Source organism: Hungatella sp. L36 (assembly GCF_014288035.1).
This window is the reverse complement of record NZ_JACOPC010000027.1, coordinates 1-14,165: the sequence shown is the minus strand read 5'-3', so window position 1 is coordinate 14,165 and position 14,165 is coordinate 1. Positions and strand designations below refer to the sequence as shown.

12 protein-coding genes and 1 rRNA gene are annotated in these 14,165 nt (G+C 49.3%); 3 read left to right on the top strand and 10 right to left on the bottom strand.

Features of this window, described 5'->3' with window-relative positions; genetic code table 11:
- Positions 1 to 164: 164 nt before the first annotated feature.
- Positions 165 to 1,100 (bottom strand): AraC family transcriptional regulator, encoded by a 936-nt coding sequence (locus H8S80_RS32170; protein ID WP_117633662.1) that lies wholly within the window; start codon positions 1,098 to 1,100, stop codon positions 165 to 167.
- Positions 1,101 to 1,271: 171 nt separating this feature from the next.
- Between H8S80_RS32170 and H8S80_RS32165 the strand changes: the two genes are divergently transcribed.
- Positions 1,272 to 2,741 (top strand): alpha-glucosidase/alpha-galactosidase, encoded by a 1,470-nt coding sequence (locus H8S80_RS32165; RefSeq protein WP_117633661.1) that lies wholly within the window; start codon positions 1,272 to 1,274, stop codon positions 2,739 to 2,741.
- A gap of 17 nt (positions 2,742 to 2,758) precedes the next feature.
- Here the strand turns inward: H8S80_RS32165 and H8S80_RS32160 are convergent, their stop codons facing one another.
- Positions 2,759 to 3,730 carry a LysR family transcriptional regulator gene (locus H8S80_RS32160; protein WP_117633660.1) on the bottom strand — a complete coding sequence of 324 codons (972 nt, stop codon included), beginning with the start codon at positions 3,728 to 3,730 and terminating at the stop codon, positions 2,759 to 2,761.
- Between the two features lie 116 nt (positions 3,731 to 3,846).
- Between H8S80_RS32160 and H8S80_RS32155 the strand changes: the two genes are divergently transcribed.
- Positions 3,847 to 4,953: an alkaline phosphatase family protein gene (locus H8S80_RS32155; RefSeq protein WP_117633659.1), complete on the top strand. Its 1,107-nt coding sequence runs from the start codon at positions 3,847 to 3,849 to the stop codon at positions 4,951 to 4,953.
- Here H8S80_RS32155 and H8S80_RS32150 read toward each other — a convergent pair.
- The 5 genes from H8S80_RS32150 to H8S80_RS32130 all read right to left on the bottom strand — a co-directional run bounded on the left by H8S80_RS32150 (position 4,950) and on the right by H8S80_RS32130 (position 9,079).
- Complete coding sequence (locus tag H8S80_RS32150) at positions 4,950 to 6,131, bottom strand: MalY/PatB family protein (RefSeq protein WP_117633658.1); 1,182 nt, start codon at positions 6,129 to 6,131, stop codon at positions 4,950 to 4,952. The genes H8S80_RS32155 and H8S80_RS32150 overlap by 4 nt on opposite strands.
- Positions 6,132 to 6,986, bottom strand: a complete 855-nt coding sequence (locus tag H8S80_RS32145; RefSeq protein WP_117633657.1) for a DUF3737 family protein — start codon at positions 6,984 to 6,986, stop codon at positions 6,132 to 6,134.
- A 65-nt stretch (positions 6,987 to 7,051) separates the two neighbouring features.
- Complete coding sequence (locus H8S80_RS32140) at positions 7,052 to 7,762, bottom strand: flavodoxin (RefSeq protein WP_243008052.1); 711 nt, start codon at positions 7,760 to 7,762, stop codon at positions 7,052 to 7,054.
- A 71-nt stretch (positions 7,763 to 7,833) separates the two neighbouring features.
- Positions 7,834 to 8,685 (bottom strand): aldo/keto reductase, encoded by an 852-nt coding sequence (locus H8S80_RS32135; protein WP_117633656.1) that lies wholly within the window; start codon positions 8,683 to 8,685, stop codon positions 7,834 to 7,836.
- Positions 8,686 to 8,719: 34 nt separating this feature from the next.
- Positions 8,720 to 9,079, bottom strand: a complete 360-nt coding sequence (locus H8S80_RS32130; protein WP_117633672.1) for a cyclophilin-like fold protein — start codon at positions 9,077 to 9,079, stop codon at positions 8,720 to 8,722.
- A 333-nt stretch (positions 9,080 to 9,412) separates the two neighbouring features.
- On the opposite strand from H8S80_RS32130, the gene H8S80_RS32125 reads away from it, so the two are divergent.
- Entirely contained in the window at positions 9,413 to 10,300 is an 888-nt protein-coding gene (locus H8S80_RS32125) for a LysR family transcriptional regulator (protein WP_002604468.1), read from the top strand.
- 87 nt (positions 10,301 to 10,387) lie between these two features.
- Here H8S80_RS32125 and H8S80_RS32120 read toward each other — a convergent pair whose 3' ends face one another.
- From H8S80_RS32120 to H8S80_RS32110, 3 genes are all read right to left on the bottom strand, one after another.
- Positions 10,388 to 12,802: a glycoside hydrolase family 3 C-terminal domain-containing protein gene (locus H8S80_RS32120; protein WP_117633655.1), complete on the bottom strand. Its 2,415-nt coding sequence runs from the start codon at positions 12,800 to 12,802 to the stop codon at positions 10,388 to 10,390.
- Positions 12,803 to 13,041: 239 nt separating this feature from the next.
- A complete protein-coding gene (locus H8S80_RS32115; RefSeq protein ID WP_117633654.1) occupies positions 13,042 to 13,752 on the bottom strand; it encodes a LytR/AlgR family response regulator transcription factor in 711 nt (236 codons plus the stop codon).
- A gap of 257 nt (positions 13,753 to 14,009) precedes the next feature.
- Positions 14,010 to 14,165, bottom strand: a 23S ribosomal RNA gene (locus tag H8S80_RS32110); the annotation flags it as partial.

The window sequence follows — 14,165 nt, the reverse complement described above, 5'->3', positions numbered from 1 at the left end:
ATAATTTACTTGAATTTTACATTTATATTTTAAAGTGCAGAATCTTGATACTGTCCTCTATGCATTAACCAAAGAAAAGAAGGCGGTTTTCACAAAATGTAAAAACCGCCTTCATACTTCAATTCATTTTCATCGCTGCAGCAATCTCGAATACTAACAAACCATTAGACCAACCGGTTCGCCCCCGCCGCCTCCCCATTTTCCCTCAGACTCTTCTGCCATTTACCTGTATCCGCCGCTATATTCTGTCCCTTCAATTTTCTGTATTGTTTGGGGCTTAAGCGGTACTTCTTCTGAAAGGTATACCCGAAATGCTGTCGGCTGTTGAACCCTGCCTCAAAGGCAATGTCCACAATATTCATGCTGCTGTTTTTCAGCAAAAACTGGGCGCGCTCCAACCGCTGGTTATTGATGTACTCCATAATCCCGCATCCGTAGGCTTTGCTGAACAGTGTCTGCAGATACGAATGATTGAGGCTGACGTATTTCGCCACATCCTCTACCCGGATATCTTCACGAAAGTGCTCCCGGATATATTTCCGGGCTTTTTTCAGATGAACCATTCCGGTTACCCCTTCCTTATCCTGAATGCACCTTGACCACTCAATCAGCATTCGTTGAAAGATCAGATCCAGTAAATAACTGTTTCGATCCCGTCTCTCCAGCTCGGAAATCAAGTCCTTCAATACGTATTCCATCTTTCCGTAATCGGTGAGCAGCAGATACGGCTCCGGGGATACCATCAGCTCCGCGAAGCCGGCATCCTTTTCGGCCAGGCTGTTTAAATCCGTTCCGCCCATCTTATCCAGACAGGAAAACTCATAATTTAACAGTACACTGCGCTCTCCCTGATTGATTTCCAGCCTGTGCGGAATTCCCGGACGGATGCAGATAAACTGCCGTTCCTCCATTTCCACCAGAACGCCTTCCACCTCCACCCGGCACGTGCCGGTTACCAGATACATGATCTCCCACTGGTCATGTCTGTGTGCCTCCATCTGAAAATAATCCAGTGCCACCGCATAATATGCGGCCGGATATGCATAACGCGGATATGCATAGCGCGGATACGCATAACTCTCCATTGTATTATCTGCCATAGCCTTACCTCTTTTTCCGTATCATTCCTCTCTTTTATTGTAGCATATCGTTTTCTATTCATCCAACAATTTATTGCATTTGAGAAAAAGGCGTTTCAATTTCATGCGCATCCTCTTCGAAGAATCTGTATACTACAATCAAAGCTTAACTGAGAAAGGGGATACAAACATATGAAATTCAAAATTGCTTTTATCGGTGCCGGAAGTCTGATTTTTACAAGGACACTGTTCACGGATATCATGTCAGTTCCGGAGTTTCGGGACATCGATATCGCGTTTACAGACATCAGTGAGGACAACTTAAAAAAGGTCACCGACTTATGCCAAAAGGATCTGGAGGCAAATGGGATTGCAACGAAGATTCAGTCTACCATGGACCGCCGAGAGGCCTTCCAGGATGCCAGATATATCATTAACTGTGTCCGCATTGGCGGACTGGAAGGGTTTGAAACTGATATTGAAATACCGCTGAAATACGGTGTTGACCAGTGTGTCGGCGACACGCTCTGCATCGGCGGAATCATGTATGGACAGCGTGTCATTGCCGCCATGCTGGACTTCTGCAAAGACATCCGGGAAGTAGCGGCCCCCGGCGCCGTCATGCTCAATTATTCCAATCCAAACGCCATGGCTACATGGGCCTGCAACAAGTACGGCAAGGTAAAAACCATCGGCCTGTGCCACGGTGAGATTCACGGTGAGCAGCAGATCGCCGAAGTACTTGGCATTCCCAGAGATGAGCTCGATTTCGTTTGTGCGGGAATCAATCACCAGACCTGGTACATATCCATCAGCCATCATGGGGAATCCTTGCTGCAAAAGCTTCTTCCCGCCTTCGAGGCTCACGAAACCTACCGGGAGGAGGAAAAAGTCCGCATCGATATCTTAAAACGGTTCGGGTATTATTCCACGGAATCAAACGGCCACTTATCCGAATATGTGGCATGGTACAGAAAACGGCCCGATGAAATAAAGGACTGGATCGATTTAAGCCGTTGGATCCACGGAGAGACCGGCGGATATTTACGGGTAACCCGGGAAGAACGCCGCTGGTTCGAAACCGATTATCCAAAAATTCTGGCTGAGCCGCCGAAAAAATACGACGGCTCCGACCGCGGCCTGGAACACGGCTCCTACATCATCGAATCCCTGGAAACCGGACGCATGTACCGCGGCCATTTCAATATGATGAACGAAGGCTGCATATCCAATCTGCCATATGAATGTGTGGTCGAGGTTCCCTGCTACGTAGACGGAAACGGCATCAGTGTACCGAAAATCGGTGATCTTCCCCTCGGCCCTGCTGCCGTATGCTCCCAGTCCATCTGGGTACAGCGCCTGTCGGTGGAAGCCGCGGCTGCCGGAGACGTCACCCTCCTAAAACAGGCCGCCTTGATGGACCCGCTCACTGGCGCCGTCTGCAATCCGCCGGAAATCTGGCAGATGGTTGACGAAATGCTGGTAGCTCAGGAGCAGTGGCTCCCACAGTACAAAGACGAAATAGAGCTTGCCAAAAAACGCCTCTCCTCAGGAGACCGGATTCCTACCAGAGACGGATACCGTGGTGCGGTTCGCCTCCGTGAAAAGTCTCCGGAAGAGGTTGCCAGCGCCAGGGCACAAAGGGATTTAACTGCGAAATAAAACAAAAAAAGTCATTCTTACTCCCCAAAATAAGAATGGCTTTTTTTAACCCCTTCTCCCTCCCTGCTTCCTCCCACCTGCGTAGCAGCAATCAAATCTTCCATCCCTTCCTGCCCCAGCTGATCACAGAGCGCAACAAACTGCTTAAACTCCGGGCTTTCCATTTTATCCTTATGGCAGGCCAGAACAAATCTTCTCGCAAACACAAAATCATTTACCTCCACTACACGGAAAGTCTTATCCGCCAGTTCCTTTTGAATCAGAAATTCAGACATAACCGCCAGACCGGCCCGGTGAATGACGGCCTGCTTTATTCCTTCTATGCTGTTGCAGCACCAGTCCAGTTTCAGAGACAGCCCGTGGCTGGAAAATACCTGTTTCAAAAGATAATCCGTACCGCTCCCAGACTCCCTCCCAACAAATGTTTCCTTTTGAAGTTCTGTTAAATCCGTCTTCCGTCCAGCCTCAGCCAGAGGATGGCCATTCCAGCAGATGACCGCCAGACGATCCTTTAAAAACGGACGGTATCTTAAATATGGGGAGGCATCCGTCTCCTGAATAACTGCCAGATCCAGCTGTGCATGCAGTAATTTCTCCTCCAGAACCCGGCTGTTGTTAATTTCTGCACTGACATGGACAGCGCCGCACCTCTTTCTGTACGCTGCGAGCAGCGGATGCAAAAGGCAGCTGCCGATAGTGGTGCAGACTCCGATATTTAACGTGGGCACCGTATTCCCCAGTTTCATGGTCTTTTCCATCTGCGAAACACTCTTCAGCACCTGGGAAGAAAGGTAGAGCATCTGCTCTCCCGCTTTTGTCAGGTACAGAGAATGGTTCAGGCGCTCAAAAAGTATGGTCCCATACTCTTTTTCCAGCGCGGCAACCGCCTGACTCACCGAAGACTGGGAAATCATCAGTGACTGCGCCGCCTTGCTCATATTCATTTGTTTACATACCTCAACGAAAATCTCCAGATAACGGATAGTCATATCTCACATTCCTTTATGTATTAGTAAATACTTATTATAATATCATTATATTCATATTTTTCAATACCAAAAGGCCATGTTATGATAGAGAAAACCAGAAAGGCAGGAAATGACCCATGAAGAATCGATATTTTGTACTGGTAATCGACGGCTGTGCCCCGGAATATCTGACTCCGGACACTGCGCCTCATATCTTCCGTCTGGCGGAAACATACGGTTTTATAAAGACCATCAAGTCTGCCATACCGACGGTAACCAATGTAAACCATGCGTGTATTCTGTCCGGCAGATTTCCGGAAGATACCGGAGTTACCGGCAATTACTATTATAATCCGGACACCGGCGAGGAGGGCTTCGTGGAAGAACGCGGTTTTATGAAGATACCGACGGTTCTTCACACTTGTCGTGAAAGAGGCTTAAAAACTGCGTTTCTGACTGTAAAAGGAAAGGTTTTAGGTGTATACGGAGAAGACGCAGATATCGGAATTAACGCACAGACGCCGGACCTTCGTCAGCTGGAATCCCTGGGGCTGGCCATGCCGCCAGGTGTAAGCGATCCGGCCTGTACGGAATGGATCATGAGCGCGGCGCTCGCATGTGTCAGGCAGGAGGCCCCCGATTTCGTATACTGCACCACCAACGACTGCTGTTTTCACCATTATGGCCCGGAGACGGAAGAAGCCCGGCAGCAGATCCAATGGATTGATTATTACATCCATGAAATACATAAAGCCGATCCTCATCGCCAGATCTACATCACCGCAGACCATGGCATGAATCAGAAACACCGTCTGCTGAACGTTCAGGCCATTGCTCAGAATCACGGAATTCCTCTGTTCTGTCTGGCTCCTCTGAAAGACAGATATATTGAAAATCACCGCTATCAGGAAGGAGGAATCCTCTATCTCTACCTGAACAATAACTCAGACAGGGAACGTCTGTCCGCACTTATGGAAAGCATTCCCGAGATTGAAATGATCTTACCCAGTGAAGAAGCGGCCCGGCGCTATCACCTCCCCGGCGATTCGATTGGAGACTACGTTGTCTTTGCGGCAAAGGACTGTGCTTTTGGGGAAATCGACGGAGAGTATCTGGAGACAGATTCCGTCAGAACCCATGGTTCCCTCTGGGAACAGGAAATCCCTCTGGCGGCGGTTTTTCCGGCCATGCCAGAGGAATTCTACCATTACAGCAAAGATATTGCGGCGAATCTGCGTCTTTAACAGCGTTCCGCTGTATACTGTTCATAAGCGTCTGTTCCCGCTTTCAGGCGCTTTAGCCCCTCCTCCACTCTCGACGCGGGACAGGCGATATTCATACGGAGAAACTGGTTTCCATGCCCGCCGTATGCGGCGCCGGCCGACAGATAAAGGCCCGTTTCCCTGCGGAGATAACGGCACAGCTCCGCCGCGTCCCCAAGCACTCGTTTGCAGTCCAGCCAGAGCAAATACGTTGCATGGGACTGCACAAGAGAAACATTGGGCAGTTCCCGTTCCAGAAAGGCTCTGACGATCCGGCGGTTTTCAGCCAGATAGTTTCTCAAATCATCCAGCCATTCCTCTCCCTGTGTAAATGCGGCAATCGCCGCGTCAATGGCAAATGCATTCGGTTCCGCCACCTCATCGCTGTTTAAGGCCCGCTCCATCTTATGCCTTAAGTATTCGTTCGGCACCGCAACCGCCGCCGTCTGCAGACCGGCCAGATTAAAAGCCTTTGTCGGAGCAATGCAGGTAATGCTGTTCTGTGCGCATTCCTCTGACACCGATGCAAATGGAATATAGCCGTATCCCGGCTCGGTTAAGTCGCAGTGAATTTCATCCGAAATCACCGTAACGTGATTGGCGGCACACAGTTGCCCGATTCTTCCCAGCTCTTCTCTGCTCCAGATGGATCCGGTGGGATTTTGGGGATTGCAGAGAAGCATCAGTGCAGTCTGAGGATCCTTAAGCTTGTTCTCCAGGTCCTTCCAGTCTATCCTGTAGCTCTTCCCATCGTATAAAAGCCGGTTTTCTATGACCCTGCGGCCATTATTGCAGATGGAATTATAGAAAATGTTATAGACCGGAGGCTGTACCAGCACAGCTTCCCCCGCTGTCGTCAGTTTGCGGACCGCGCTGGAAACAGCGGGAACCACACCGGTACAGAATACGAGCCAATCCCGATCCATTTCAAAGTTATGGCGCCGCTGCCACCATCCGGCGACCGCCTCCCTCCAGGCCTCCGGCACCGTGGTATAACCGAAGATTCCATGCTCCGCTCGTTTTTTCAGCGCTTCCGTAATCTCCGGAGCGGTTTCAAAGTCCATATCCGCCACCCACATGGGCAGTTCCCGTTCCGTGACATCCCATTTTAAAGAATTACTTCCACGCCGGTCTGTCAATCGATCAAAATCATGGGACATTTACACCGCCTCCCTCAGTTCCTGCATCTGAACAGCAGTTTTTGTCACATCCACTCTGGAAGCATCCATAACCAGCTCTTTGATTCCCTGCGCCCTTATTCTGCCGCCGCTGGGATTTAAGACACTGTCAATCGTATTGTTAATCTCCGCGTCCACGGTGGAGTATTCAAAGGCCAGCGTCGTATTTAACAGACGACAGTTTTTCATGACCAGATTGTCAATGTAGCACATGCCCTGACTGCTCTCAACCGTGCAGTTAATCAGGGTTAGATTCTTTGCGTTCCAGCCTAAATACTCACCGGAGATAAAGGAATCATAAACGGTTACATTTTCACTGTTCCAGAACGCATCCTTTGAGAGCAGCCTCGCGTTATGGATCTCCGCCTGTTTTACACCGTCAAAAGAGTAATTTCCTGTCAGTTCAAAGCCGTCTATCACCATATTCCTGCTGTTCATGGCGAAGTAATCGCCTCTTGCCGTCACCTGATTCATGGTAACCCGGTCACAGTTCCACAGCGTCTCCCCTGCGTTCGGTATGGTTACGTGGGTGAGCCGGATATCCGACGCGCGGCGAAATGTCTTTGGCGCATCGATGGTGCAGTTTTTCATGGAAATATTCTCCGTATACCAGATCCCGGCTCTTCCCATTTCAAACAGTACACAGTCCTCCATCTTAATGTCACGGCTGTACCACAACGGATATTTCCACTTAAACATGCTCCCGTACAATTCAATATTTCTGCTCTCCTTCAAAGGGGATTCCCCATCGGCAAAGGTCGTATCGCAGATTTTCAAGTCCTTTCCCTGAAATAACGCCCTCTCACCTGTTAAAAATTCCTGTTTTATAACTTTCATCCTGTTTTCTGTTTTCCTTTCTACTTTTCATCGGCTTCCATCCCCCGGATTCCTCCGCACCGTTCTTATCTGATCGGAAGGTCCAGCTCATGAATCCACCCAGCCACATCCTCCGCGGACACCGCGCTGCCGAACCGGGTTCCATCGTACCAGACGGCGCTGTCAGAGCAGGAACCTTTGAGATTCTCGGCACTTGAACCGATCCCGCTGCTGCCGGAGGTACAAAACGGCACTATCGTTTTCCCTGAGAAATCATAGCTTTCCAAAAATGTATTGATGATTCTGGGAGCCTGGCCGTTCCAGATGGGATACCCCAGAAATATAACGTCATATTCCGACAAGCTTAAGTCAGCGCTGCCTTTAGTCTCCTGCCCTGTGAGTCCACTGGGGGAAATAGCCGGACGGACAGAAGCATCCTTCTGCTCCAGGCTTGTGCGGCTGGTGCTGTCACGATAGTTTAAATCCGCTTCCGTATAGGGCTTTGCCGCCTTTATCTCATAAAGATCCGCTCCCAGAAGATCCGCCGCATATTCCGCCGCCTTTTTCGTTGTTCCGGTACAGGAAAAGTACGCAACCAGAACGCTTTTTTCTGACGGTTCAGCCACCTGTGCTACCGTAGTCTCCTCCTCAGTCCCGCTTACGCTTTTTACCTGCACAGGCACGGTGTCTGAGGTCACAGTCTTCACAGCCGCCGCTGCATCTTTTTGGGGACTGCATGCCGCCAGAAAGCACATCAATACAAATACCAGACCGATAACAGCTCTATATTTTTTCATCCTTCCACCTCTTATCTGTAAACTTATCTGCAAACTTATCTGCTTAACGAATAATTCCCTCAAATCGCATTTCACTGCTCAAACCGGATCTCATGAAGCCGGCATACCTCATCCTGGCTTCGGATCGCGAGTATCATGGTGTCACGGGTATCCATATCTCTGATTTTCTCCATCTCTGCATCCGCAAGCTGAAAGTCGTCCACCATGAAATTCTCCTCAATACGCTCCCGGTGTACAGACTTTGGTATTACAGCGATTCCTTCCTGAATGAGCCAGCGAAGTATCACCTGAGCCGGTGTCTTATGATAAACACTGCCGACAGCGGCCAAAGTATCATTTTGAAAGATTCCGTTTCTTCCCTCCGCAAACGGAGCCCAGGCCATCGTCCTGATATCGTACATTTCCATCACTTTCCGCAGTTCTCTCTGCTGGCAGAACGGATGCATCTCAATCTGGTTCACTGCCGGCATCACCTCATGACTCAGGATTAAATCCACCAGACGGTCGGCCTCAAAATTGCAGACCCCGATCGCCTTTATTCTGCCGTCACGGTACAATTCTTCCATCGCCCGCCAGCTGCCGTGATAATCTCCATACGGCATATGGATCAGGTATAAATCCAGATAATCCGTCTGTAGATTCTCAAGCGTCTTTTCAAAAGACCGTATCGTACGGTCATAACCGGCATCCTGTATCCAGACCTTGGATACCAGAAACACGTCCTCTCTGGCAATTCCGCTTTTCAAAACCGCATTGCCTACTGCTTTTTCATTTCCATAGCAGGCCGCCGTATCAATCATGCGGCAGCCCGTCTTTAAAGCCGTCAAAACACTTTCTTCACACTGCTTCTGATCTGTGATCTGGAAAACACCGAAACCCATCTGGGGCATTTCAGTACCGTTATTCAGCCGCAATTTTCTCATCGCTTGCACCTCTCCTGTTCTGATCCTGCAATCTTCACTCTTGTGCCGTCTCGTTTTCTCCCGTAATTAAAACACTCCCCGATAAAGCTTCTATAAACTCCTCACCGGATATCACCGTGCCCAGTTCATATAAATTGCTGCCCTTCCCGAAATGGTCATAGAACATCACCACATCTCCCCACGGTGCATAATAGGCCAGAGTTCCTTTCCCAGCATCCGCCACAGGAGCGTCAGAAGCATCAAGCTTCCCGGGCGGGTAAAATATTTTTTCGTTCGTGCTGTAATCTTCCACTTCAATCGTCAGGGGAAGCTGTGCATATAAATCCTTCGCCGCCTGGCTGCCATTCAGCCCATAAACGATTGTGTTTCCATTTGATGTAACATAAACTCTCATCTGCGCCTCTCCTTTATTCGCCGATTCCTCTTCTTGAAAAATCGGCTGCGAATCAGCCGCCTCTGCCCTGCTGCATCCACATGCGGCAAAAACCAGCATAAGCGCACAAAAAAATACTGCTGTATCCCTCATCTTATGATTACGGCCCCTTTCTTAACTTGTTGGTAACTATAAGTAATGAATGGCTATCTGTATCATAGAACAGTTTCCGTTAAATATCAAATAGTTATGTAGAATGCTTTTCCATAGCTAAAAGGAATGTTACTTTACCTTCTGCAGATAGTTGACTGAAATGGTATTTTCCTGCTATGATGAAACAAAAGAGGTGATTCCATGATTGAAATAAGACTGCTTTCCTATTTCCTTGCCATAGCAAGAGAACAGAGCATAACGAAAGCCGCCGATGCTCTGCACATTACCCAGCCGACGCTTTCCAAGCAGATGATGGAGCTGGAAGCACAGCTGGGAAAACAGCTGCTCATACGAGGAAAGAAAAAGATAACGCTTACAGAAGAAGGCGCCTATCTGCGAAGCAAGGCGCAGGAAATGATAAATTTGATGGAAAAGACAGAATCGGCATTTCACACGGACGAGGAGCTGATCAGCGGTGACATCTATATGGGTTGCGGGGAAACTCCGGCTATGGAATTTATCACCGGAATTTTCAAAGGAATCCAGAATGACTACCCGCACGTCCATTTTCACATATTCAGCGGAGACGCCGAAGCGGTAATGGAACGGCTGGACAAGGGGCTGTTGGATCTGGGACTTCTGCTGGGGCCCATGCAGCATGAAAAATACGATTATCTGAATCTGGCGAGAAGTGACAGCTACGGACTTCTGATGCCGAGAGACTGTCCGCTTGCGGAGAAGGAGACCGTATCCTTTGACGATTTACAGGGGCTTCCGCTTATTGCTTCCGCACAGGCCTACAGCGGCCGCCAGCGCCTTGAGCTGTTTGGGGAGATATTTGACACGCTGAATATTGTGGCAACCTACAGCCTTATTTATAACGCTACCTTCATGGTCGAACAGGGAATGGGATACGCGCTCTGTCTTGCTAATCTGGTCAATACGGAAGGAAGCCGTAATCTCACCTTCCGTCCTCTGTCACCGGCCTTAAAAGTGGATCTCTTTATTGTCACAAAAAAGTACCAGACGTTTTCTCCGGCTGCGAAACTCTTTTTCAATCGGCTGAGAGATGAACTGGGAAATCGATAAGACTGACCATGAAAATTACAAAAAGCAAAACGGGGGACTCTTCACAGGCTGGAATCCCTCGTTCTGCTTTTTTAAATGATACTATATTTATCTCAATCTGGCTTCCTCTCTTTTGTTCGCTGTCGAATTACGGATATATCCGGCAATCACGACCTTTAATCCCGTAAAAAAGTGTCCATTGACCATCTCCACGATCCCATTTACCATTTCCATGCTCACCATGCCTCCCGTCATTTTTGCAATTCCCCGGAAAGGCATATTATAAATAAACAGGATGTTCAAGTCCGGTTTCCCCTTATCCTCACTTTTCTTCTTCCGCTTTGTCAGACAGCGGTAGGCCAGCCTGGCCAGCCTGCTTTTTGCATAGTACATCTGGCAAATCGCGTCATTAATCCCCAGTTCCCCGCTCCATTTTCCATCCGGAACCGGATGGCCCAGAAGTGTCTCGAATTCCCTTTCTCCCACCTGCTGAATCAGACCGGAATAATAGGATGGCAGCTGCTCTCTATCATAGGGCAGTTCCCCGGTGGTACCCTTTCTTTCAAGCCTTCCTGACAGTCGGATATCTGCCACACAGGCGCCTACCATAATCAGGTAATTCCCGCCTTCCGTCTCCCACTTATTCGTCCTGCAGTTCCAGTAACGGAAGGTCTTATCGTCAAATGGGATCCGCACCTTCTTCCTTTCTCCAGCCTTCAGAAATACCTTTTTAAATCCTTTTAATTCCTTATACGGCCGGAAAATGGCAGCCTCCGGAAGGCCAATATAAAGCTGTGTCACCTCTGCGCCGCCGCAATCTCCGTCATTGGCCACGGTAAAGGTTACGCCGTCTTCGTCTACCTGCAAATCCGAATAAGAAAATTCCGTGTAGGAAAGCCCGAATCCAAACGGATACTGGACCCGCACCATGCTGGTATCATAGTAACGGTATCCCACGTAAATCCCTTCCCGGTACTCCGCATTTCGCTCCGTACTGGGGAAATTCCGGAAAGATGGAGTGTCCTCGTATTTGATCGGATACGTTTCGCTCAAACGGCCGGAGGGATTTACTTCACCGGTCAAAATATCCACCATGGCGCTGGCTCCGGCCTGCCCCGACAGATAACCGTGCAGGATTGCCCGGCAGTTTCTCTCCCACGGCATCTCTATGGAAGCGCCCGCACTGATGACACCGACAATATTTTCATTGACTTTCGCCAGTGTTTCCAGAAGATCAATCTGATTCTGTGGGATTCTCATATGGCTGCGGTCCAGCCCCTCCGCCTCGCCCAGTTCATTCAGTCCAAGACAGTAAATGACAACCTCCGCTTTTTCCGCCAGATCCACCGCTTCTTTTTTCAGGATATCCTCCGGATCTCCATTCCGTTCATATCCCCGGCTGATTCCAACCACCGAGAGCTGGGAATCACCGATTACACGTTCCATGGTCTCCACCTGAATCGGATTCACCATGGAGGACCCCGCCCCCTGATACCTCGGCTCCACGGCAAAATCTCCGATGACGGCCACCTTCGTTCCAGCCTTCAAAGGAAGGAGTTTTTCCTGATTCTTTAGCAGGACCGCACTCTCCGCCGCCGCTCTTCTCGCTAATAAGTGATGCGTTTCCTGGTCAAATGTCCGGGGAGTTTTTCTCTCTCCCTTCACTGTCAGCACCGTCTCCAATAACCGGTCCACACAGGAATCCAGATCATCTTCTGCCAGCCGCCCCTCCAGGACTGCCGCCGCGAGTTCTCTCGCCGAGTCCAGACCCGGAGACGGCATCTCCAAGTCGGAACCGGCCGCCACTCCCGCAGTATGGCTGTTTGAACCGCCCCAATCCGTCACGACGAGACCGCCAAATCCCCACTCTCCCCGGAGAATATCCTGTAAGAGATGCTTGTTTTCATTGGCATAGGTACCATTCACCTGGTTATAGCTGGTCATGATGGATCTGGCCTCGCCCTCTTTCACTGCGATTTCAAAGCCGGTTAAATAGATTTCCCGCAGTGTACGCTCATCAACAACCGCATTCATCGCCATCCGGCGAAGCTCCTGGCTATTCACTGCAAAATGCTTCGGACACGCATGGACTCCCCGACTTTGAATCCCCCGCACGTAAGAGGCAGCCATCTTCCCAGCCAGATAGGGATCCTCTGAAAAATACTCAAAATTCCGGCCGCATAAGGGGCTCCTCTTTATATTTAATCCCGGACCAAGGAGGATATCTACCCCCTGAGCCGCCGCTTCTTCACCGAGGGCCTGTCCCAACGCTTCTCCCAGCCCTTCATCCCAGCTGTTTGCAATGGTGGCCGCCGTCGGAAAACAGGTGGCGGGCAAAGAAGCGTTAAGTCCCAGATGATCTCCTGCTCCTGCCTGTTTTCGGATCCCGTGAGGCCCATCCGACAGTGCGATCGATGGTATTTCCAGACGCTTAACCGCTCTGGTTTCCCATGTATTTTTACCGCTTAGAACCGCCGTTTTTTCTTCCAGCGTCATTTTTTCAATGATAGCTCTATGTTTCATAGTTCACACCATCCCACATTTGATTCTGACTCTTAAGCGCAGGCAATCTCTCCTGCGGTCATTTTTCTGGCTTTACTATACCACAAGTTCCTCTCCCGTGCGAAGTTTGGCATAAAATGCTTAAAATCTGCATGAAATGCAAAACAGGCGGCATCACCTGCCGCCTGAAGCCCGCCGCCAGCGCATACAGTCCGCCAACGCCGTATAGATTCTGGGAATATCCTGATACAGCTGCATACTCAGCTTCCCTCCATATTCATGTACCGGATCAGACATTCCATAAATTCTTTCTTCTTACTGCGCCCAATCGGTATTTTCTCACCATGAATGATGCAGTCTCCGCCGGAAATCCCATCCACCAGTTTCATATTAACCAGATACCCTTTACTGCACCGGTAAAATCCATACTGTTCCATCAGCCCTTCCAGATCCTTTAACGCCGCTCTTGCCGTATACGCTCCGGAGTCCGTCTTGTATACAGCCTGATGCCCCCGGGCTTCGATATAGTAAATGGAGGAAACATCAAGTTTTTGAATCCCCTCCTCCACCGGAATCGTGACATAGAACCGCTTCCTGCGGCGGATTCTGCCGACTGCTTTCTCTAGCTTCTGAGAAAACGCAAAATACTCCACCGGCTTTATGATATAATCCAGGGCATCCACTTCATATCCCTGCACCGCGTATTGAGTCATATTCGTGATAAACATAATAACGACCGCATCATCCAGTTTCCTGATATTCTTTGCCGCCGTCATCCCATCCATGAACCGCATCTGAATATCCATCAAGATAATGTCGTAATCGCCTTTATAATTATCCAGGATATCTTCCCCGTCGGAATACACGGTAACCGAGATCTCTCTCTGGCTTTCCTGCTGATACCGTTCCATATAGTTTTGGATCTGCTGAACATAAAATGCCTCATCTTCCACGATTGCTATATGTATCATCAAATCCCCCTCTGCTGATTTATAAAATTCTGCCTGCTCGTGTCATATTCGTGCCATATCAATATCGTATCATCAATAATTTTAGCAGTCAGGTCTTTAAAATGCAAGCCATACCACTCTGAAAACACCAAAAAGCGGAAATCCCAATCATCAGGATTTCCGCTTTTCTATCTGGGCATATACCCTCAAAACCACACATTGTACATATCTTTCATCCGTTCTTATTTCCTCTGCCATTTCTGACAACCTAAACCAACTTGGTTAAGCCCTCGACCTATTAGTGACAGTCAGCTGCACATGTTGCCATGCTTCCACCTCTGCCCTATCTACCTCGTCGTCTTCAAGGGGTCTTACTCTTGCGATGGGATATCTCATCTTGAGGGGGGCTTCACGCTTAGATGCCTTCAGCGTTT